Raw genomic sequence first — 22,475 nt, forward strand, 5'->3', positions numbered from 1 at the left:
CACGAGGACTTCGCATGACCCCACTTTCCGTCGCGCCGCCCGCGCTCGCCGACCTGCGCATCGAGCCCGGCTTGCCGACCGTCGTCGCGCCGCGCGCGGGCGCGGATCTGTCGCTTGACGAAGCAGCGCCGCTTCTCCAGGCGATCGTCGGCGATACGCTCGAACGCGCCGGCGGCGTGCTGTTCACCGGCTTTCGCGTCGAGTCGATCGAGGCGTTCCAGCGCTTTGCCGCCTCGTTCGGCGATCCGCTGGTCGGCTACGAATTCGCATCGACGCCGCGCAGCAAGGTCGAGGGCGCCGTCTACACGTCGACCGAATATCCGCCGCACCGCTCGATTCCGCTGCACAACGAGCAGTCGTACACGCGCGAGTGGCCGATGCGCATCTGGTTTCATTGCGCGCTCGCCGCGCGCTCGGGCGGCGCGACGCCGATCGCCGACAGCCGCGCGATCTATCGCGCGCTCGATCCCGCGCTCGTCGCGCGTTTCGCGAAGCGCGAACTGCGCTACGTGCGCAACTTCGGGCAGGGTCTGGATTTGCCGTGGGAGCACGCGTTCGGCTCGGCCGATCCACGCGACGTCGAGCGCATCTGCGCGGCGCGCGGTATCGCGTGCGCGTGGCGCGAAAGCGACGACGGCGAGTTGCTGCTGCGCACCGAGGAGCGATGCCAGGCGGTGGCGCGCCATCCGCGCACCGGCGACATGGTCTGGTTCAATCAGGCGAACCTTTTTCACCTGTCCGCGCTCGACGACGACATGCAAGAAGCGCTCGTCGATGCGGTCGGTCTGGAAAACGTGCCGCGCAATGTGTACTACGGCGACGGCGAACCGCTCGAAGCCGATGCGCTCGCCGAAATCCGCGGCGTGCTGGATCAGGAGCGGGTCGTGTTTCCGTGGCTCACCGGCGACGTGCTGATGCTCGACAACATGCTCACCGCGCATGCGCGCGATCCGTTCGACGGTCCGCGCAAGGTCGTCGTCGCGATGGCGAAGAGCTATCGGGAGCAGCCGGAGCGCGACGGGACGGCGCAACGATGACGGTTCGCGCCGCACTCGCCGCCCGTGCGCTCACGGTCGGTTATCGCGACAACGTCGTGCTCGATTCGCTCGACCTGCAGATCGCGGGCGGGCGCATCACCGCGCTGTGCGGTCCGAACGGCTGCGGCAAGAGCACGCTATTGCGCACGCTCGCCGGATTGCAGCCCGCGCGCTCGGGGCAGGTCGACGTGAACGGCGCGCCGCTCGGAAGTCTGCGACGGCGCGCGCTCGCGCGCACGCTCACGATGCTCGCGCAGTTCAACCAGATCCCGGCGGGCCTGACCGTGCGCGAACTCGTGGCCTACGGGCGCTATGCGCACGGCGGCTGGCTGCGCGGGCTGACGCGCGCGGACCACGCGGCCATCGACGAAGCACTTCACGCCAGCGGTCTCGCGACGGACGCGTCGCGCGACGTCGCGGCCCTCTCGGGCGGCGAGCGGCAGCGCGCGTGGATCGCGATGGCGCTCGCGCAACAGGCGCCGATCGTGCTCCTCGACGAACCGACGACTTATCTCGATATTCATCATCAGCTCGACATCCTGCGCGAACTGCGGCGCCTGAACCGCGAGCGCGGCCTGACGATCGTCTGGGTGCTGCACGACCTGAATCAGGCGGCGGCTTTCAGCGACGACATCGTGCTGATGCGCGCAGGGCGCATCGTCGCGCAGGGTTCGCCCGAAGCGATGCTCGACCCGCAGCATTTGCAGGACACCTTCGGCGTGCCGATGCTGCGAATCGCGCATCCGCAGACGGGCGCGCCGATGTGCGTCCCGGCCTACGACGGCGCGCCCGCGCGAGGCGAAGCGCTGATCGCAGAAGAATCGGACAAAGCCGCATGACGACGCTCGCCACACGGCGCCGCCTGCGCCGCGACGTGCCGGTTGCCGCCGCGCCGAATCGCGTGGGCGCGCTGGGCGCGGCGCTCGTCCTGCTGATCGCGGCGCTGGCGGCGCTGCGCCTCGCGCCCGACATTCACGCCTGGCTCGCCGCGCCCGCCGGCACCGATGCGAGGCAGCTCGCCGGCATCTTTCTCTTCGACCTGAACGCGCCGCGCATCGCGGCGGCGCTCGTAGCGGGCGGATGTCTCGCGGTGGCCGGCGCGCTCTTCCAGTCGATGACCCGCAATCCGCTCGCATCGCCCGACCTGCTCGGGATCACGGGCGGCGCGCAACTCGGCCTCGTCGCCGCGATGATCGCGCCGTCGCTCGTGGGCGCCGCTTCGGTGCCGCTGCTTTTCGTCTGCGGCCTCGGCGCGGCGGGCTGCGTCGCGGCCGCGGCGGGCGGCTGGCGCGCGACGCCGCTCAGGCTCGTGCTTGCGGGCAGCGTCTGCATGCTGCTCTTTTCCGCGATCACGACGCTCTTGCTCGCGTTCTTCGAACAGACGGTCGTCGGCGCTTCGCTGTGGGCGAGCGGCAGCCTATATCAACCGGGCGCCGCGGGTCTGAAGACCGCGCTCGGCTGGCTCGTCGTGCCGCTCGTCGCGCTGCCGTTCGTGATCCGGCCGCTCGATCCGCTCGCGCTCGGCGACGACGCAGCCGCCGCTGCCGGCGTGCGCGTCGACGCGACGCGCCTCGCCGCGATGACGGTCGCGGTTGGTTTTGCGAGCGTCGCGGTGAGCATCGCCGGGCCGCTGTCCTACGTCGGCCTGATCGCGCCGAACCTCCTGCGACAAGTGCGCGGCGCAAAGGCGTCGAAGCTCGGCGCGCTCGTGCCGCTCGCGGCGCTCGCGGGCGGCGCACTGGTTCTGGCAACCGACAGCGCCGTGCTTGCCCTCGACCTCGATTCGACCTTGTCGACGGGCGTCGCGATCGCGTTCATCGGCACGCCGCTGATGCTCGCGATGATCCGCAGCGGCGCAGCGTGGTCGGGCGTGCTGCATGCCGGACAGGAGCGCGCCTCGGCGGTGGGCGGCACGCGCATCGTCCGGGCGCTCGCCGCGCTGCCGTGGCCGGCGCTCGCCATGATCCTGCTCGCGGCGGGCGGGGCGCTGGTGGCGGCGGGCGCGTCGCTCGGCGCAACGTGGATCGGTCCCGGCCGCTGGCTCGCGATGCTCGACCATCGCGACGACGTCGCGCGCATGCTCTTCGACCTGCGCGTGCCGCGTCTCTTGTGCGCGTTGCTCGCGGGCGCGCTGCTGGCGGCGAGCGGCGTGCTGATGCAGACCATCGTGCGCAATCCGCTCGCCGGGCCGGAAGTGCTCGGTGTGACGCAGGGCGCCGGTCTCGCGACGCTCGTCGTGCTGATGATCTGGCCGCTCGCCGGTCATTCGATGCTCGCCGTTGCCGCGCTCGCGGGCGGCGGCACAACGCTCGTCCTCACGCTGCTGTTCAATCGGCGGCACCAGTACGCGCCGCTCGCGGTCGCGTTGACGGGCATCGTGATCGGCACGCTCTGGACGACGCTCGCGCAATGGCTCATCACGCAGCAAAGCGTGCAGCCGGCGCGCTTTGTCGTGTGGCTGATCGGCGGGACGTATGGACGCAGTTGGGGCGAAGTCGCGATGCTCGTGCCGTGGTGCGTGCTGGCGCTGCCGGTGTTCGTGCTGCTTGCACGTCCGCTCGATCTGCTCGCGCTCGGCGACGATCGGGCCGTCGCGCTCGGACTGCCGGTCGCCGTGTTGCGTCCGCTCGTCCTGACCGTGGCGACGCTCGCGGCGTGCGCGGCGGTGGCGGCGGTCGGGCCGGTCGGCTTTATCGGACTGATGGCGCCGCATCTCGCGCGCATGCTCGGCGCGCGCACGCACGGCACGCGCCTCTGGCTCGCGGCGGCGCTCGGCGCGCTCGTGCTGGCGGCGGCGGATGTCGCGGCGCGCACGCTGCTCGCCCCACGCGAGATTCCGGCGGGCGTGTTGACCGCGTTGATCGGCGCGCCGTATCTGCTCGCGCTTTTGGTGATGGAAACCCGGCGCGACCAGCGGAGCGCACGATGAACGACGCGCCAGCGCGCGCGGCGCGAAGTCTCGCGGATTTCGCGCCGGAAGCGATCGCGCCTTACCTCGAACATGTGTGGCTCGGCGTGCCCGAAGCCGCCGCCGAAGCCGTCGACGATGCCGTGCGCATCCCGCTGTCGTCGCTCGGCGATCATCGCGACGCGTTGCTCGCTGCGATGACCGGCCACTATGGCGGCGACGCTGAATTGCACGCGCGCGCGCTGCTGTCGCAGTGGAGCAAGTATTACTTCGGGCTCGCCGCGCCGGCGGGTTTCGTCGCGGCGCGGCTGCTGCGCCGTCCGCTCGACATGTCGCCCGAGCGTGCGCAGCTCGTCCTGCGCGCGGGCATGCCGGCCGCGCTTCACTTTCCCGCCGATGCGCTGAAAGATCCCGTCGACGATCCCGCGCTCCGCTACGCCGGACTGATCGCGCATCTGCATGGCGTGATCGGGACGCTCGCGGGCATGACGAAGATCGCACCGCGCGTGCTGTGGAGCAACGTCGGCAATCTGCTCGACTATCTGCTCGGCCAGTGTCCGCCGCCGCCCGGCATGCGCGACGACGACGCCGCGTGGCTCTTCGGTCCCGTCGATGCCGCAGGCGAACCCAATCCGCTGCGCATGCCGGTGCGCGAAACGACGCCGCGCTCCGCGCTGCTGCCTAGCCCGTTTCGCGCGCGCCGCGTGTGCTGCGTGCGCTATGAGATTCCAGGAGAGACGCAACTGTGCGCAAGCTGCCCGTTACTGCTGACGATGCGCGACGACGAACTCGCGCTGCAGGACGCCATCCGATGAAACGCGCGGCGCATGCGGGCATTGCGATCGCGCTTGCTTGCGCCGCGCTCGCGAGCGGCCGCGTGCATGCGGCTGAAGCCGTCGCGCGATCCGCGCAGAACACGCGCGAATGCACGCCGCTTGGGAGCAACCCGACGGTGTCGCAATCCAGCCGGACGATGCCGGTAAAGCCGAAGCGCATCGTCGTGCTCGAATTCATGTTCGCCGAGGATCTCGCCGCGCTCGACGTGACGCCGGTCGGCGTCGTCGATCCGCAGTATTACGCCGGCTGGATCGGCTACGACAGCGCGCGCTTCAAGGGCGTGCAGGAAGTCGGCACGCGCCAGGAACCGAGCCTCGAAGCGATTGCCGCGACGCGGCCCGATCTGATCGTCGGCGTGGGCTATCGGCATGCGCCGATCTTCGACGCGCTCGACCGCATCGCGCCCACGGTGCTTTTCCAGTTCAGCCCGGACGTCGGAAAGGGCGACCCGGCGGCGACCCAGCTCGACTGGACGCGCACCATCTTCCGCACGATGGCTTGTCTCACCGGACGCGAGACGGCAGCGCGCGCGGTCGAGGCGAAACTCGACGCGGGTCTCGCCCGCGACGCCGAGCGCCTCGCCGCCGCCGGACGAAAAGGTGCGCAGTTCGCGCTGTTGCAGGAACTCGGCCTGCCGGACCGCTACTGGGCCTACACCGGCAACAGCACGGCGGCGGGCGTGGCGCGCGCGCTGGGCGTGAAACTCTGGCCGTCCACGCCGACGCGAGAGGGCACGGTCTATCTGACGTCGGCGGATTTTCTGAAGCGGCCGGATGTCGCGGTGTTGTTCGTCACGGCGACGGGCGCGAACGTGCCGGTCGACGCAAAACTCGATTCGCCCGTCTGGCGCTTCGTGCCCGCGCGAAGGGAAGGGCGCGTATCGCTCGTCGAGCCGAATATCTGGGGCTTTGGCGGACCGATGTCGGCATTGCGTCTGGCGGATATGATCACCGACCAGTTGCTGGCATTGCCGGCGGCCAAAGGCAGGTAGTACCCCAAGCAAACAAAAAAGCCGCCATTCCAGGCGGCTTTCTCCTCGTTCACCTCACCAATTCATCCCACCGTCCCGTTCCCCGCTTCGCCCATCACCGCCAGCCTCGCCCCAGCACCGAACGTTTCGTTCACCACCTTGCCGTTCTCCAGTTTGAGCACGCGGTCGGCGAGCCGGAAATAGCGGTCGTCGTGGGTGATGACGATCACCGTCTTGCCCCGCGCGCGCAATTCCGGCAGCAGTTGTTCGTAGAACACCGCCTTGAACGCCGGGTCCTGGTCGGCGGCCCATTCGTCGAAGAGATAGAGCGGCCGGTCTTCCAGATACGCAATCACGAGCGCGAGGCGCTTTCGCTGCCCCGTCGATAGCGCGCGCGTCGAGAACGCGCCGTCCACCACCTGCACCTTGTGATCGAGCGCGAGCTTCGCGACGAGCGCATTGGCCCGCGCGTCGGCGTCCGCGTGCGACGCGTCGTCCGGATCGACGATGCCGAGCAGCGCATCGAAGAGGTGAAAGTCGTTGAACACCGCCGTGAAGCGCTCGCGATACGCGGCGCGCTCATTCGGCCCGACCGGCGTTCCATCGACTTCGATCACGCCGCCTTCCGGCTCGTAGAGACCCGTCAGCACCTTCGCGAGCGTGGTCTTGCCGCTGCCGTTTCCGCCGACGATGAACACCAGTTCCCCCGGCTGGAACGTCAGATCGACGGGACCGATGCGGAACATGCGTTCGTCGCGCTCATGAAAATACGAATGCGTGACGCCGCGCAGCGTGAGCGTCGAGAAGGGCGCATGCGCGGCGCGCGCTTCGGCCGGCGTCGGCGGTATCGCAGCGACGTCGCCGAATTCGCTCATCACCTTCTCGATCCGGTCGAGCGACACGCGCGCCGCATTCACGGTCGGCAGGTTGTTGAGCAGGCCGTCGAGCGGCACGAGCATGAACAGGAACACGATCACGTAGCCGGCGGCCGCGGGTGTATCGGCGCGCACGCCGAGCGACGGCCAGAACGCGGCCGCGCCGAGAAACCCGTAGAACAGAAAGATGATCCAGCCGACACCGACCGCATACGCGCTGAACGCGCGGCGTCGATGGTCGCGCACCTCGCCGATCGCCACGCCCAGTTGTCCCTCGACGAACTGTTGCGAACGCGCCCGATGCAGCTTCAGTTCCTTCGCGCCCGCGAACAGCGCGCCGAGGTAGCCGAAGAGCTTGTCCTGCGCCTTGCCCGCCGCTTCGAGCGAGGCGATCGCGCGCTTGTCGCCGGTGTGATAGCCGAGCGAACCGGTGACGATCGCCGTGAGCGCGAGCAGGCACACCGGCCACGACAGCCACGCGAGATAGCCGAGGCAGCCGAACACGATCGAACCGTGCATCACGATGTTCGGCAGCGCGAAGAAGAGCATCGAGACGTTGGTGGCGTCGTCGGTGAGCACCGACTGCACGGGCGCCGCGCCGATGCGCTCGACGTCGCGCAGTTCCGCCGCCGCCACCCGCCGCGCGACGTGCTCGCGCAACTGCGCCATCGTGTCCTGCGACAGACGCGCGAACAGCACGCCGGAAATCACGCGCGTCATGAGCGCGACGATCGCGCAGAGCGCGAAGCGCCAGGCGAGCGCGCTGTCGGCGGACGAGGGCTGCGAGAGCGCGCGATTGAGCGTCGCGACGAGCATCACGCTCGCGATGCCGTTCAGCACGCACGCGGTGAGCGCGAAGGCGAACGCGCCGCGCGAGCGCTGCAGCAGCGCGAGGATCAGGCGCGCCGCGGGCTTGGGCGGCGCGGCGCGACGGGAGGAAGACGGGGCGTCGGAACGCTCGTGGGCAACGGTCATCGGCAATGGGTCACTGGAAGGAAAGAGCGGGCGCGGAATGCGCCTCCTTCTCGATAGACGTTTGGGCGCGGCGAATGTTTAGCACTTCGTCGAAGACGACGCGGATAGCACGCCGAAATCGCGCTGTCATGGGCTTGCGCGGGATAGCGCGAAAAAAGCGGTAAAAATTTTTTCGCGCGATTCGTCATCCCAAATGAAGCCGCAATTCCTGCGGCGCTGCGTATTGGCCGAGCCAGATCCGAAGGACTTCATGTTCATGACGCGTTTTCCGACTGCATTGCACCTCCGTATCCAGGCGCTCGCGCGTCTTTGTCCCGATGCGCCCGCGCTGGCGTTCGGTTCGAATGCCGAAGCACGTCTTTCGCGCGGCGAACTTGATGCCCGCGCTGCACGGCTTGCCGCGCGTCTCCTTGCAGCGGGCGTGACGACGGAGGTGCGCGTCGGCGTGTGCGTCGAGCGTTCGTGCGATTTGTTCGTCGCGTTGCTCGCCGTGATGAAGGCGGGCGGCGTCTTCGTGCCGCTCGATCCGCGTCATCCGGCCGCGCGTCTCGACTGGATCGCGAAGGACGCGGGTCTCGTGCACGGTATCGTCGATGCATCCGCCGATGCCACGCAGCACGCGCGCTTCGCGCAGTGCTTCACAGTGCCCGACGATGCCGACGCATCCGCGCTGCCTTTCACGCAACCGGACGTTCATCCGCGCGCCGCGGCTTACATGATCTACACGTCGGGTTCGACGGGCACGCCGAAGGCGGTCGTCGTCGAGCACGGTCCGCTTGCCGCACATTGCGACGCACTCGCCGCCGCGCTGCCGATCCGGCCGGACGATTGCCTGCTGCATTTCGCGTCGGTCAACTTCGACGCGGCGCACGAATGCTGGCTCGCGCCGCTCGCGATGGGCGCGCGGATCGTCATCAGCGAGGCGCCGCCCTTTGCGCCCGATGCGGCGCGCGCCTTGATCGAGCGCGAGTGCGTGAGCATCGCGGCGTTCCCGCCGGCGTATCTGCGCGAGTTCGCGACGGTTGTCGAGCGGCTCGGCGTACCCGCGTCGCTGCGGGTGCTGGCGTTCGGCGGCGAAGCGCTGTCGCGCGAAGCGTTCGCGAACGTGCGCCGCGTGTTCCCGGCGGTGCGTCTCGTGAACGGCTACGGGCCGACCGAGGCCGTCATTTCGCCGATGTTGTGGCCGGTCGAACCGGGCGTGACACCCGATCTCGCCGATGACGACGCCTACGCCGCGCTGCCCATCGGACAGCCGATCGGCCCGCGCGTGGTGCGGCTCGACACGACGCAGCGGCAAGCCGAAGAAGGCGAACTGCTGCTCGGCGGCGCCTGCATTGCGCGCGGCTATCACGGCCGCGCCGCGCTGACGGCCGAGCGCTTCGTGCCCGATGCGTCGGGCGAGCCGGGCGCGCGCATCTATCGCACGGGCGATCTCGCGCGCGCACGCGCCGACGGCGCGTTCGACTATCTCGGCCGACTCGACGATCAGGTGCAGATTCGCGGCGTGCGCGTCGAGCCGGCGGAGATCGCGGCGTGTCTGCGTGCGCATCCCGCGGTGCGCGATGCCGCCGTGCTCGCCGAATCGTCCGGTGGCCGCACGCAACTCATCGCGTGCGTCGCGGCCGATGCGTGGGACGAAGCGGCGTTGAAGGCGTATCTCGCCGCGCGTTTGCCCGACGCGTGGCAGCCGCATCGATTCGTGCGGCTCGATCGCCTGCCGTACACGCTGAACGGCAAGCTCGACCGCGACGCGCTGAAGACGCAAGCGTTACAGGCTGCATCGGCGTGCGCGGCGAACTACGTGCCGCCGCACACCGATACCGAGCGCCGCCTCGCGCAATGCTGGCAGCGCATCCTGAACGAACCGGCGCCGCTCGGCCGCGCGGATCGCTTCTTCGAACGCGGCGGCGATTCGCTCGCGGCGATGCAGTTGCAGGCGGCGATCCGCATCGACTGGCGCGTGAACCTGCGGCTCGACGTCCTGTTCGACGACCCGTCGATGGCCGATCTCGCCGCGCTGATCGATCGCAGCGACAAGGAAGAAGCGTCGCTCCGGATCGCATCGTCCGCGAAGCCACGCGGTGAAGCGGATTTCGTCGATCGTCCCGCGTCGTTTGCGCAGCAGCGCTTCTGGGTGCTCGCGCAGACCCGCGACGCGGGCGCGGCGTATCACATCGCCGGCCACTGGGACATTCGCGGCGCGCTCGATGCCGACGCGCTGCAACGCGCGCTCGACTGCGTGATCGAGCGGCATGAAGCATGGCGCACGACGCTCGTCGAAAGCGACGAGGGCGTCGTCGTGCAGCGCATTCATGCGCGCTTGCCGGTGAAGATCGCATTCGCCGATCTGCACAACCGGCAGGCGGACGAACTTGCCGCTGAACACGCGAGCGCGCCCTTCGACCTGTCGAAAGGACCATTGCTGCGCGCGACGCTCGTCGCCTTCGCGGACGATTCGCATCGTCTGATGCTCACCGCACATCACACGATCACCGATGGTTACAGCTCGCGACTCGTGTTCGAGGAACTCGCCGTGGCCTACACGGCAAGCATGGCGGCACGCGAACCGTCGCTGCCCGCGCTGCCGATCCAGTACGCAGACTACGCGCAGTGGCAACGCGAACTCGTCGCGGGCGAGGAAGGCGAGCGCCAACTCGCGTACTGGCGCGAGGCGCTTCGCGCGGCGCCTGAAGCGCTCGCGCTGCCCGGCGACCGCGCGCGTCCGGACGCGCGCGATCATCGCGGGGGACGCGTCTCGCTGCGCCTTCCCGCCGATACGTCGGCGGCCATTCGCGATCTCGCGCGACGCGCCCATGCGTCGCCGTTCACCGTGCTGCTCGCCGCCTTCGACGCGTGGCTTTATCGCCTGACGGGCGCAAACGATTTCGCTGTCGCGGTGCCGGTGGCGCATCGTCAGCGGCCCGAGACCGCGCCGCTCATCGGCCTCTTTCTGAACACGCTCGCGTTGCGCGCGCGGATCGCGCCGCGCGAGCCGTTTGCCACGCTCGTCGATGCGGTGCGCGCCACGTCGCTCGACGCGTTCGCGCATCAGGACGTGCCGTTCGATCAGGTGCTCGACGCGGTGAAACCGCCCGTCAGGCGCCGCGACGAATGGTTGCGGGTCAAATTCGCGCAGCAGTTCGACGCCGAACTGAAGGCGGCGTTGCCGGGGGCGTCGGCGGTCGCGACGCCGGGCCCCGATCTCGCCGCGCGCTTCGATTTCGCGCTCGACTTCACCGACGATCCGCGCGGCATCGAACTCGTCGCGGCCCATGCGCTCGACTGCATCGACACGCCGACCGCCGAAGCGTGGCTGGCGAGCTTCGCGACGCTCGTCGCCGATGCCGTGCGCGATCCGCAGCGCCCCGTCGCGCTGCTCGATTGCGCCGATGCAAGTGCGTACCGCGAAGCCCGGCAGGGCCGCGCGTTGCCGTTCGCGGCGCACGACGTGCTCGCGCTCTTCGCGCAGCATGCGGGCGCGACGCCGCACAAGACCGCCCTCGCCGACGCCACGACGCAATTCACGTTCGCCGAACTCGACGACGCCTCGAACCGCGTCGCACTGGCGCTCATCCAGCGCGGCGCGCGGGCCGAAGCGGCGGCGGTCGTGTGCATCGAACGGTCGGCGCGGTTCGTGGTCGCGTTGCTCGGCGTGCTGAAGTCCGGCGCCTGCGTGGTGCCACTCGATCCCGCGATGCCGTCCGCGCGGCTCGATGCCGCGGTCAAAGCGTGCGGCGCGCGCTGGGCGCTGATCGCGCGCGACAGCGCGCCGGCCGCGCTGGGCGACGCGCAGCGACTGGACGTCGATTCGCTCGCCCACGACGCGTCGCTCGCGAACGCCGCCGCGCGCCGCGTGCCGATGTCGCCGGAACAGTGCGCGTATGTCATCTTCACGTCCGGTTCGACGGGCACGCCGAAGGGCGTCGCGGTCTCGCATCGCGCGCTCGCCGATTACGTGCAGGGCCTGCTCGACGAACTCGCGTTCGCGCCCGGCGCGTCGATGGCGATGGTCTCGACCGTCGCCGCCGATCTCGGTCACACGACGCTCTTCGGCGCGCTCTGCTCGGGGCGCACGCTGCATCTGCTGCCCGCGCGTTGCGCGTTCGATCCCGACCAGTTCGCCGCCGAGATGCGTGCACGCGACATCGGCGTGCTGAAGATCGTGCCGAGTCACCTTCATGCGCTGCTGGAAGCCCAGCATCCCGCCGACGTGCTGCCGTCGCACGCGCTCGTGACGGGCGGCGAGCTGCTGCCGTGGACGCTCGTCGATCGTGTCGCGGCGCTCAAGCCGGGCTGCCGCGTCATCAATCACTACGGTCCGACCGAGGCCACCGTCGGCGCGCTGACCTGCGATACGTCCACGCTCGCACATGAAGAACGCGGCGCGCGAGGCGTGCCGCTCGGACGTCCATTGCCCAATGCCTGCGCGCTGGTACTCGACGCGAACGGCGCGTGCGTGCCGCCGGGCGGCATCGGCGAACTGTGCCTGGGCGGTCCGGGCGTCGCGCGCGGTTACGTCGGACGCCCGGCGGCGACGGCCGAGCGCTTCGTGCCGCATCCGTTCGCCCACGGCGAGCGGCTTTATCGCACGGGCGACCGCGTGCGGCTCCTCGCGGACCGGCGCATCGCGTTTCTCGGCCGGCTCGACGATCAGGTCAAGATTCGCGGCTATCGCGTCGAACCGGGCGAGGTGAGCGCGGCGCTCTGCGGCATCGACGGCGTCGCGCAGGCGGAAACGCTCGCGCTCGAACAAGACGACGGCCGCCTGCACCTCGCCTCGTTCGTGACGCTGAAGGCTCAAGGCCAGAACGATGCGACGTTGCGCGAAGCGCTCGCCGAGCGTCTGCCGGATTACATGGTGCCGGCCGTGCTCGTCACGCTGGATGCGCTGCCCGTGACGGCCAACGGCAAGATTGACCGCGCCGCGTTGCGCGCGATCGCGGCGGCGCCCGCGTCCGTCCGGTCGTCCGGTGATGCGCCGCGCGGCGCGTCCGAGGAAGCGATCGCGGCGGTCTGGAAGGACGTGCTGAAGGCGGAGCAGGTCGGCCGCGACGACGATTTCTTCGAACTCGGTGGCGACTCGATTCTCGTGCTTCAGGTGATCGCGCGGCTGCGCAAGCGCGGTCTTCGCTTCACGCCGAAGCAGCTCTTCGACGGTCCGACCATCGCGCAACTCGCGCTCGTCGCCACGTCGACGGATGTGGCGGCGCCGCGCGCGCCGGCCGTGTCGAAAACGGCTGAATCGACGACGCTCACGCCGGCTCAACTGCGCTTCTTCGCGCTCGACGTGCCGAAGCGCGGTCACTGGAACCAGTCGATCGAATTCGATACGGCGGCGCCGTTCGACCTCGATGCCTTCGCGCGCGCGTTCGACGCGCTCCTCATGCATCACGACGTCTTTAGTCAGCGCTTCGAATTCAGCGATACGTGGCGCGTCGTTCAGGTGCCAAAGCCGTTCGAGACGCTGCCGCTGACGGCAGTCAGCGCACGCGACGAAGCCGACGCGCTCGCGCAGTTCGACGTCTTGCAGCGCACGCTCGACATCACGCGCGGCCCGCTCGTCTGCGCGCTGGCGGCGGCGCTGCCGGACGGGTGCACGAAGCTGTATCTCGCGATGCATCATTTGATCGTGGATGGCGTGTCGTGGCGCGTGCTGCTCGACGACCTCGACAGCGCCTACCGCGCCGCCTGCGAGCGACGTTCCGTGCGTCTCTCGCCAACGGGCACCCGTGTACAGGACTGGGCCGCGCGGCTCGCCCGCGCGGCGCGCGATCCGCAGTCGCCGTTTGCGCACGAATCGTCTTATTGGACGTCGCTCGCAGAAGGCGACGACCTCCCGCTCGACCATCCGCAAGCGCCGGCGACCAACGCCGACGCGGCGGTCGTCGAACAGACGCTCGGCGTCGATCTCACGCGCGCCGCGCTTAGCGAGGCGAACGCGGCGTACCGGACGCAGACCGTCGAATTGCTGATCGCGGCGCTCGCGCATGCGCTCGGCGCGCATGCCAAGCGCGGCGCGTGCCGTCTCGAACTCGAAGGGCACGGCCGCGAAGCGCTCTTCGACGACGTCGACGCGAGCCGCACGCCCGGCTGGCTGACGAGCCACTTTCCGGTGGCGCTGCCCGTCGAGGCTTTGCCTGCCGGCACGCTCGCGGCCGTCAAGGACGCGTTGCGCGCGGTGCCGCACAAGGGCCTCGGCTTCGGCGTGCTGCGCCATTACGGCGACGACGCGACGCGCGCCGCGCTGTCTCGCGTGACGCGGCCGCGCGTGACGTTCAACTATCTCGGCCAGTTCGATGCGCCGCGCGACGCCGCGCTCGTGCCGCGCTTCGGCGGTGCTGGCTGCGAGCGCGACCCTGAAGGGCCGCTCGGCAATGCGCTCGCGATTCACGCCTATCTCGACGCCGACGGCCCGCGCACGCTGAAGCTGCATTGGGTCTATGCCGCGACGCAGTTCGACCGCGCGACGATCGAAGCGCTGGCCGCGCGCTTCGCGAAGGCGCTCGGCGAGATCGCGGCGGCGTGCGCCGCGCGTCTCGCGAAGGCTGGCGCCGGCGCCACGCCGGGCGACTATCCGCTCGCCCGCAAGGCCGGTCTGACGCAGGCCGCGCTGGAGCGCGTGCCGCTCGACCTGCGCGTCATCGACGACATTTATCCGCTCTCGCCGATGCAGCAGGGCATCCTGTTCCATTCGCTCTTCGCGCCGGAGCAGTCCACGTATGTGAACCAGCTCGTGGCGACGCTCGTCGCGCCGGATGTCGAGCGTCTGCACGCCGCGTTCGATGCCGCCGTGCCGCGCCACGACATCCTGCGCACCGGCTTCACGCCCGACGAAGCCGCGCCGATGCAGATCGTCCACCGGCAGGCGCGCATGCCGTTCGAGGTGCTCGACTGGCGCGACCGGCAAACCGATCTTTCGACAGCGCTCGACACCTGGCTCGCTGCCGACCGCGCGCAGGGCTTCGACCTTGCCGCGCCGCCGCTGATGCGCGTCACGCTGATCCGCCTGACGGACGACGCATGGCGTCTCGTCTGGACGCGGCATCATTTGCTGCTCGACGGCTGGAGCACGGCGCGGCTGTTCGCCGAGGTGCTGCGCGACTACATCGAGCCGCCGCGCGCGCAGCCGTTCGCGCTGCCCGCGAAGACGCGCTATCGCGACTTCATCGCGTGGCTGGCCGCCCGCGATACCGACGCCGACGAGGCGTTCTGGCTCGAACGCCTCGCGCGCCTCGACGAACCGACGCTCGTCGCACAACGCGACGCGGATGCGTCGCAGGCGCAGAACCGCACCTGGCGCGCGACCATCGACGCCGCGACGCTCGCCCGCGTAACCGACACCGCCCGCCGTCTGCGCGTGACGGTCAACACGCTGGTGCAGGGCGCATGGGCGCTCGCGCTGCAACGCGCGACGCATCGGCTGTCGGTCGCGTTCGGCGCGACGGTGGCGGGCCGTCCGGATTCGCTGCCCGACGCGGATGCCGTGCTCGGGCTGTTCATCAATACGCTGCCGGTCATCACGGCGCCGCTGCCGCAGCGCGCGGCGAGCGCGTGGCTGCGCGAATTGCAGAGCGACAACGCGGCCGCGGCCGAGCACGCGCATACGCCGCTCGCGGAAATCCAGCGCTGGGCGGGGCAGGGCGGCGGCGCGCTGTTCGACACGCTCGTCGTCTTCGAAAACTATCCGGTCGACGAAGCGTGGGCGGGCCGCGACGAGCGCGCGCTGAAGATGCGCGATTTGCGCAACATCGAAGCGACCGACTTCGCGCTGACGCTCGTGATCGAAGCCGGTGACGCGATGACGATCGACTACGGTTACGACGCCATGCGTATCGACGAAACGCGCGTGGCCGTGCTGCATCGCGCGCTGGCGGCGTGTCTCGATGCGTTCGTCGCGAACCCCGACGCGCCGCTCGGCACGATCTCCCTCGCGACCGCTGACGCCGGGCGCTACAACGCGACCGCGCGCGAATGGCCCGCCGCGCAGCAAGCCGCGCTGCATCGACAGTTCGAACAAGCCGCGCGGGCCACGCCGCAAGCCGTCGCGCTCGAATTCATCGACGCCAGCGGCGCCGTGCAGCAGATGCGCTACGCCGAACTCGATGCGCACGCGGACCGCGTCGCGGCCGCGCTCGTCGCGCTCGGCGTGAAGCCGGACACGGCGGTGGCGCTCTGCGTCGAGCGCTCGTTCGAGATGGTCGTCGCGCTCTTCGGCGTGTTGAAGGCGGGCGCGGCCTATCTGCCGATCGATCCGGATTATCCGGCGGAGCGGATCGCCTACCTGCTCGGCGACGCGAAGCCCGCCGTCGTCCTGACGCAGCCGCATGTGCGCCCGCGCGTGGAAGCGGCGACGCCCCGCGAGGACGTGCGCGTCTTCGATATCGACGATCTGATGCGAAGCGGCGCGACGCTCGACGCGCCCATCGACGTGAACGCGCAGCAGCTTGCCTACCTGATCTACACGTCCGGTTCGACCGGCAAGCCGAAAGGCGCGGGCAACACGCACGGCGCGCTGGCGAACCGCATCGCGTGGATGCAGGACGCCTACCGGCTGACGAACGACGACGTCGTGCTGCACAAGACGCCGTTCGGTTTCGACGTCTCGGTGTGGGAGTTCGTCTGGCCGCTCGCAACGGGCGCGAAGCTCGCCATCGCGGCACCGGGCGATCACCGCGACCCGGCGCGTCTCGTCGCCGTCATCGAGGCGCAGCGCGTGACCACGCTGCATTTCGTGCCGTCGATGCTGGCGGCGTTCGTCGCGCATCTCGACGAGTTCGGCGCCGCCGCGCGCTGCGCGAGCATCGAGCGGATCGTCGCGAGCGGCGAGGCGCTCGCGCCCGAACTGGCCGCGCGCGTCGCAACCGTGCTGCCGAACGCGCGCCTGTACAACCTCTACGGCCCGACCGAAGCGGCCATCGACGTGTCGCACTGGACCTGCGACGCGAGCGATGCCGACGCGGCCTCGTTGCCCATCGGCCATCCGATCGCGAATCTCCAGCTGCATGTGCTCGATGCAGCGCTGCATCCGGTGCCGCCGGGCGCGACGGGCGAGCTGTATCTCGGCGGCGTGGGACTCGCGCGCGGTTATCTCGGCCGCGCCGCGCTGACCGCCGAGCGCTTCATGCCGGACCCGTTCGTGCCGGGCGCGCGTCTTTATCGCACGGGCGATCTGGCGCGCCGGCGCAGCGACGGCGCGCTCGACTACCTCGGCCGGATCGACACGCAAGTGAAGCTGCGCGGCCAGCGCATCGAACCCGGCGAAATCGAAGCGTTGCTGCGCGCGGCCGAAGGCGTTCACGACGCGGTCGTGATCGTGCGCGAGGAGCAACTGATTGGCTACGTCGCGCGCGGTGCGCAGAGCGCGCTCGACGTTCCGGCGCTCTTCGCCGCGCTGCGTGCGCAATTGCCCGCGTACATGGTGCCCGCGCAGCTGGTCGAACTGGACGCGCTGCCCGTCACGCCGAACGGCAAGTGCGATCGCAATGCGTTGCCCGCGCCGTCGCGCGAAACGAAGACGGTCGATGCGCCGCGCACGCCGACCGAACGCGAACTCGCCGCGATCTGGCAGCGCGTGCTGCGCGTCGAAACAGTGAGCCGCGACGACGATTTCTTCGCGCTCGGCGGCCATTCGCTGCTCGCCACGCAGGCCAACGCGCAGGCGAACCTGCACTGGTCGCTGATGCTGCCGCTGCGCGCGCTCTTCGACGAACGCACGCTCGAGCGCTGCGCCGCGGCCATCGACCGGGCGCTGGCGGAATGCGGCGGCAAGCGCGCGCAAGACACCGCGAGTGCGATCGACGCGCTGCTCGGCGAACTGGAAATGGATTAGGACGGACGATGACGACTGCAAAACCCGACCTGCTGACGCTCGCGACGCGCTTCGCGCAGTTGCCCGAGCCGCAACGCAAGGTGTTCCTGACGAGGCTCGACGAAGCGGGCATCGACTTTTGCCTGCTGCCGATTCCGCCGCGCGCCGAGCGCGCCGCGAGCGTGCCGGCCTCGTTCGCGCAGACGCGGCTGTGGCTGCACGCGCGCATGATCGACGAGCCGGCGGCGTATCACATCACCGAGCGGATGCGGCTGACCGGCGCGCTCGACGCCCACGCGCTGCGCGCCTCGTGCGATGCGCTGATCGCGCGTCACGAGGCGCTGCGCACGACGTTCGCGGAGGGCGCCGACGGCGTGCTGCAAACGGTCCACGCGCCGATGCGCTGTGCGTGGCATGCCGTGGATGTGAGCCAGTTGCCGGCGTCCGCGCGTGAGGCGCGCGCGAGCGCACTCGCGCTCGCCGACGAAGCGCGGCCCTTCGACCTCGCGCACGCGCCGTTGATGCGCGCGCACCTGATCCGCCTCGACGCGACGACGCACTGGCTTTCGCTCACGACGCATCACATCGTCTCGGACGGCTGGTCCGCCGACATCGCGCTGGCGGAACTGGCGTCGTTCTATCGCGCGTATGCGAAGGGCGAGGCCGTTTCGCTCGCGCCGCTGCCGATTCAGTACGCCGACTACGCGCTTTGGCAGCGCCGCTGGCTCGACGCGGGCGAGCGCGACCGCCAGCTCGAATTCTGGCGCGCGCAACTCGACCCCGCGCGCGACGTGCTGATGCTGCCCGGCGCCGCGCCGCGTCCCGCGCAGCGCAGCGCACGCGGCGCGCGCCACGTCTTCACGCTCGACGCCGGGCTCGCCGTCCGCGTGCGGGCGTTCGCCAACGCGCGGCGCGCGACGCCGTTCGCCGTCTTGCTCGCCACGCTCGACGCGCTGCTCGCGCGCGCGTCGGGCGAATCGCCTATCCAGATCGGCGTGCCGTCCGCGAACCGGGAGCGCGGCGAGACCGCGGGCCTGATCGGCTTTTTCGTCAACACGCTGACGCTCGCGACGCGCGTGGATTCGAACGCGCCGTTCGCGACGCTGGTCGATGCGGCCCAGCAGACGCTCATCGACGCGCAATCGCATCAGGACGTGCCGTTCGAGCAGGTCGTCGAGGCGCTCGGCGTCGTGCGCAGCGCGAGTCATCATCCGCTGTTTCAGGTGATGGCCGCGTTCGGCGCGCGGCGTGCGCTGCCGTCGTTTGCTGACGTCCGCGCGACCGAACTGCCGTCCGGCACGCCGTTCGCGAAGTTCGATCTCACCGCGAATTTCGAGGAGCGCGCGGACGGTTCGATCGACGCGGCCTTCATTTACGCGCTCGATCTCTTCGACGCCGACGCTGTCGCGCGGCTCGCGACGCGCTTTGTCGAACTGCTGGTAAATGCGCTCGATGCGCCCGAGGCACTCGTCGGCGATCTGCAATGGCTGCCGCACGACGAACGCGTGCAGCTCGATGCGTGGAACCGCAACGCGCCCGCCGACGTGCCGGCGTTCGTGCCGGTGCACGAGCGCATCGCGCGGCACGCGCGGGCGCGGCCGGAGGCGCGCGGCGTCGCGGATAGCGACCGCTCGCTCACGCGCGGCGAAGTCGATGCGCGCGCGACGCGCATCGCGCAGCGTCTCGTCGATGCGGGTGTGAGCGCCGAAATGCGCGTCGGCGTGGCGCTCGGACGCTCGGTCGATCTGCTCGTCGGATTGATCGCCGCGCTGAAGTCGGGCGGCGCGTTCGTGCCGCTCGACCCGAGCCATCCGCGCGAACGCCTCGCGCAAATTCTCGACGACGCCCGCATCGTCCATATCGTCACCGAGCGCACGAGCCTCGCTGCGCTGCCCGTGCCCGACAACGCGCGCGTCTGGCTCATCGACGACGAACGCCTCTTCGACGACGACGCCACGTCCGCCGTCGACCTCCCCGCCGTCGCGCCGACGCAGGCTGCTTACGCCATCTACACGTCGGGTTCGACGGGCAAGCCGAAGGGCGTGATCGTCGATCATGGCTCGTTCGCGCTGCATTGCGTCGCGATCGCCGAGCGCTATGGCGCAACCGAGAACGACGTGTTCCTGCTGTTCCAGTCGGTCAATTTCGACGGCGCGCACGAAGGCTGGTTCTCGCAGTACATCTCGGGCGCGGCGGTCACGATTACCGCCGACACGCTCTGGCCGCCCGCGCTGACCTGCCGCCTGATGGCGCGCGAGGGCGTGACGATGACCTACGTCCCGCCCGGCTGCGCGACGCAACTCGCCGAATGGGCGCTCGCGCACGGCGCGCCGCCGACGCTGCGCTCGCTCACCGTCGGCGGCGAAGCGACCTCGCGCGAAGCGTTCGCGCTGATGCGCCGCGCGTTCCCGAACGCGCGCATCGTCAACGGCTACGGGCCGACCGAGACCGTCATCACGCCGATGCTCTGGATGTTCCATCCCGGCGACGATCCCGCGACACTCGCCGACAGCGCCTATCTGCCGATCGGCACGCTGGTCGGCGCGCGCACGGCGCACGTGCTCGACGCGCGGCTCCATCCGCTGCCCGTCGGCGTGACGGGCGAGTTGTATCTGGGCGGCGAGGGCGTCGGCGTCGCGCGCGGCTATCTCGACCGGCCCGCCATGACCGCCGAGCGCTTCGTGCCCGATCCATACGGCGTGCCGGGCGCGCGTCTGTATCGCACCGGCGATCTCGTCAGGCGGCGCGCGGACGGCGTGTTCGACTTCATCGGACGTGTCGATCATCAGGTGAAGCTGCGCGGGCTGCGCATCGAGCTCGGCGAGATCGAGGCGCAACTGGCGGCCCACGACGACGTGCGCGAAGCCGTCGCTGTCGTGCACGGCAAGGGCGCGCAGGCGGCGCTCGTCGCGTATGTGGAGCTGACCGACGCGGCGCGCGAGCGCGCGAAAAGCGGCAACGCAGCCGATGCCGCCGAACTCGACGCGCATCTGCGCCGCACGCTGCCCGACTACATGGTGCCCGCGCATATCGTCGTGCTCGACGCGTTGCCGCGCAACGCGAACAGCAAGGTCGACCGCGCGGCGTTGCCGGCGCCCGCGCGCCGCGAGCGCGTGTACGAGGCGCCCGCGCCTGGCACGGAAGCGGCGCTCGCCAAAATCTGGCGCGATGTGCTCGATATCGGCCGCGTCGGCCGCGCGGATCATTTCTTCGAACTCGGCGGGCATTCGCTCGCGGCCGTGCGCGTGGCGACGCGCGTCGCGGAAGAAGTCGGGCGCGACGTGCCCGTGCGCACGCTGTTCGAAGCGCCGGTGCTGGCGCTTTACGCGCAGCGCGTGGCGCGCTCGCAGGCGAGCGAAATCGCGCCGGATGCAGCGATGCCCGCGCTCGTGCCCGACGCGCAAGGCGTCCTGCCGCTCTCCGCCGCGCAACTCGGCTTGTGGTTCCTCTGGCGCGCGCAGCCTGCGAGCGCCGCGTACAACATTCCGGTCGCGCTGCGGCTGCGCGGTCCGCTCGCCGCCGATGCGCTGCGCGAAGGGTTCGCGCAGGCCGCCGCGCGTCATCCGGCTTTGCGAACGCGCTTCGTCGAGCGCGCCGGATCGTTGCCGGGCCAGCGCATCGCGCCGGTCGCGCCGTTCGAACTGACGGTCGTCGATTTGTCTGCCGAGCGCGACGAAGCCGCACGTCTCGCACACGCGACGGAACTCACCGACGACGACGCTCTCGCCCCGTTCGATCTGGGTGCCGCGACGCCGCTCTGGCGCGCGCGCCTGATCCGCCTGGCCGACGACGATCACGTGCTTTCGCTCGTCGTGCATCACATCGTGTCGGACGGGCATTCGATCGATCTCTGGCTCGACGACATTCGCGCGACCTATGTCGAGCTGGCATCCGGCGCCGCGCTGGCAAAGCCGACGCCGTCCGCCGACCTTCCGGTGCTGCCCGCGACGGCGCCGCCCGCGCGGCTCGCGTTCTGGCGCGAGGCGCTCACGGACCTGCCCGCGACCGCGTTGCCAGCGCCGGCGGCCGGTCGCGCTGCGAAGCCCCGATGGTCCGCGAGCCGCATCGCGTTCGAATTCGACGACGCGCTCGTGCGCCGCGCCCGCGCGATCTCGCTCGACGCGCACGCGACGCTGCCGATGCTCCTGCACGCCGCGCTCAACCTCGCGCTCTATCGGACGACGGGCGCGGACGACCAGCCCGTCGGCGTGCTCGCCTCGACGCGCGAACTGACGGGCGACGCCGCGCGCCATGCGTTCGGGCTTTTCATCAACGCGGTCGTCGTGCGCACGCGAATCGCGCGCGAGGATTCGCCGGCGGCGATCCTCAACGCCGTGCGCGACGCCGCGCTCGCCGCCTACGCGCACGCGGACGTGCCGTTTGCCGAGGTCGTCGCCGCGCTCGGTGCGCCGCGCACGGGCGGCGGCAATCCGCTCTTTCAGGTGATGTTCAACTATCTGCGCCCGACAGGCGCTGCCGGCCGCGACTGGGCGGGCCTCGCGCTCGGCGAGTTCAACGACGTGCGGCATCGCGTGGTGTTCGAGCTGGAACTCGACATCGTCGAGCATCCGGACGGGCGCGTGACCGGCGCGTTCTCGTATGCGAACGAACGGGTCGACAGCGTCTTCGCCGAGGCGCTGGCCGAGCGCTATCTGCAGGCCGTCGCGCAGTTCGTCGATGCGCCGCATGAAGCGCTCGGCGCGGCCGAGGCGCGCTTCGTCGCGACAGCAGACGAGCCAGCGCCGCTTCCCGACAAAGCCGACGAAGCCGACGCCGTGCATACGGCCGAAGCGCTCGCGGCGCTCTGGTGCGATCTCTTCGAGGACACAAACCCGTCCCTTCACGACGATCTGTTCGAAGCAGGCGCCACGTCGTTCGACGTCGTGCGCTTCGTCGATGCGGCGCACAAGGCGGGCTTCGCCATCGCGATCGACGATGTCTTCGCGGCGCCGCATTTCGCCGGCCTCGGCAGGCGGCTCGCTCACCAGAAGCTTCTCGCGGACGGGACGCGCGACGTGCCGGCCATCAACCAATAACTCCTGAGACACCTGACAGAGACCTGAGA

The 22,475-nt window shown here is 70.2% G+C and carries 9 protein-coding genes; 7 read left to right on the forward strand and 2 right to left on the reverse strand.

Annotated elements, in window-relative coordinates; all coding sequences use genetic code 11:
* Nucleotides 1-14: 14 nt before the first annotated feature.
* From QCE48_RS21890 to QCE48_RS21910, 5 genes are read left to right on the forward strand one after another with little or no spacing between them, the layout of a single operon-like run.
* Nucleotides 15-1,037 (forward strand): TauD/TfdA family dioxygenase, encoded by a 1,023-nt coding sequence (locus QCE48_RS21890; RefSeq protein WP_309784061.1) that lies wholly within the window; start codon nt 15-17, stop codon nt 1,035-1,037.
* Nucleotides 1,034-1,876: an ABC transporter ATP-binding protein gene (locus QCE48_RS21895; RefSeq protein WP_309784062.1), complete on the forward strand. Its 843-nt coding sequence runs from the start codon at nt 1,034-1,036 to the stop codon at nt 1,874-1,876. The genes QCE48_RS21890 and QCE48_RS21895 overlap by 4 nt, the downstream gene beginning before the upstream one ends.
* Complete coding sequence (gene fhuB / locus QCE48_RS21900) at nt 1,873-3,966, forward strand: Fe(3+)-hydroxamate ABC transporter permease FhuB (protein ID WP_309784065.1); 2,094 nt, start codon at nt 1,873-1,875, stop codon at nt 3,964-3,966. The genes QCE48_RS21895 and fhuB overlap by 4 nt, the downstream gene beginning before the upstream one ends.
* Nucleotides 3,963-4,760 (forward strand): siderophore-iron reductase FhuF, encoded by a 798-nt coding sequence (gene fhuF / locus QCE48_RS21905; RefSeq protein WP_309784067.1) that lies wholly within the window; start codon nt 3,963-3,965, stop codon nt 4,758-4,760. The genes fhuB and fhuF overlap by 4 nt, the downstream gene beginning before the upstream one ends.
* A complete protein-coding gene (locus QCE48_RS21910; RefSeq protein WP_309784069.1) occupies nt 4,757-5,773 on the forward strand; it encodes an iron-siderophore ABC transporter substrate-binding protein in 1,017 nt (338 codons plus the stop codon). Before fhuF ends, QCE48_RS21910 begins: the two co-directional genes overlap by 4 nt.
* Nucleotides 5,774-5,835: 62 nt before the next feature.
* On the opposite strand, the gene QCE48_RS21915 is transcribed toward QCE48_RS21910, so the two are convergent.
* Together QCE48_RS21915 and QCE48_RS21920 are read right to left on the reverse strand one after the other, a co-directional pair.
* Complete coding sequence (locus tag QCE48_RS21915) at nt 5,836-7,602, reverse strand: cyclic peptide export ABC transporter (RefSeq protein WP_309784070.1); 1,767 nt, start codon at nt 7,600-7,602, stop codon at nt 5,836-5,838.
* Nucleotides 7,603-7,728: 126 nt separating this feature from the next.
* Nucleotides 7,729-7,860, reverse strand: a complete 132-nt coding sequence (locus QCE48_RS21920; protein ID WP_309794301.1) for a hypothetical protein — start codon at nt 7,858-7,860, stop codon at nt 7,729-7,731.
* Between QCE48_RS21920 and QCE48_RS21925 the strand changes: the two genes are divergently transcribed.
* Both QCE48_RS21925 and QCE48_RS21930 read left to right on the forward strand, forming a co-directional pair.
* The gene (locus QCE48_RS21925) at nt 7,859-17,431 is read left to right on the forward strand and encodes a non-ribosomal peptide synthetase (RefSeq protein ID WP_309784071.1); all 9,573 of its coding nucleotides are present in this window, start codon (nt 7,859-7,861) and stop codon (nt 17,429-17,431) included. The two genes, QCE48_RS21920 and QCE48_RS21925, sit on opposite strands and share 2 nt — an antisense overlap.
* A gap of 8 nt (nt 17,432-17,439) precedes the next feature.
* The gene (locus QCE48_RS21930) at nt 17,440-22,446 is read left to right on the forward strand and encodes a non-ribosomal peptide synthetase (RefSeq protein ID WP_309784072.1); all 5,007 of its coding nucleotides are present in this window, start codon (nt 17,440-17,442) and stop codon (nt 22,444-22,446) included.
* The last annotated feature ends 29 nt before the right edge of the window (nt 22,447-22,475 follow it).

This window comes from Caballeronia sp. LZ024 (assembly GCF_031451455.1).
GTDB classification, from domain to species: domain Bacteria; phylum Pseudomonadota; class Gammaproteobacteria; order Burkholderiales; family Burkholderiaceae; genus Caballeronia; species Caballeronia telluris.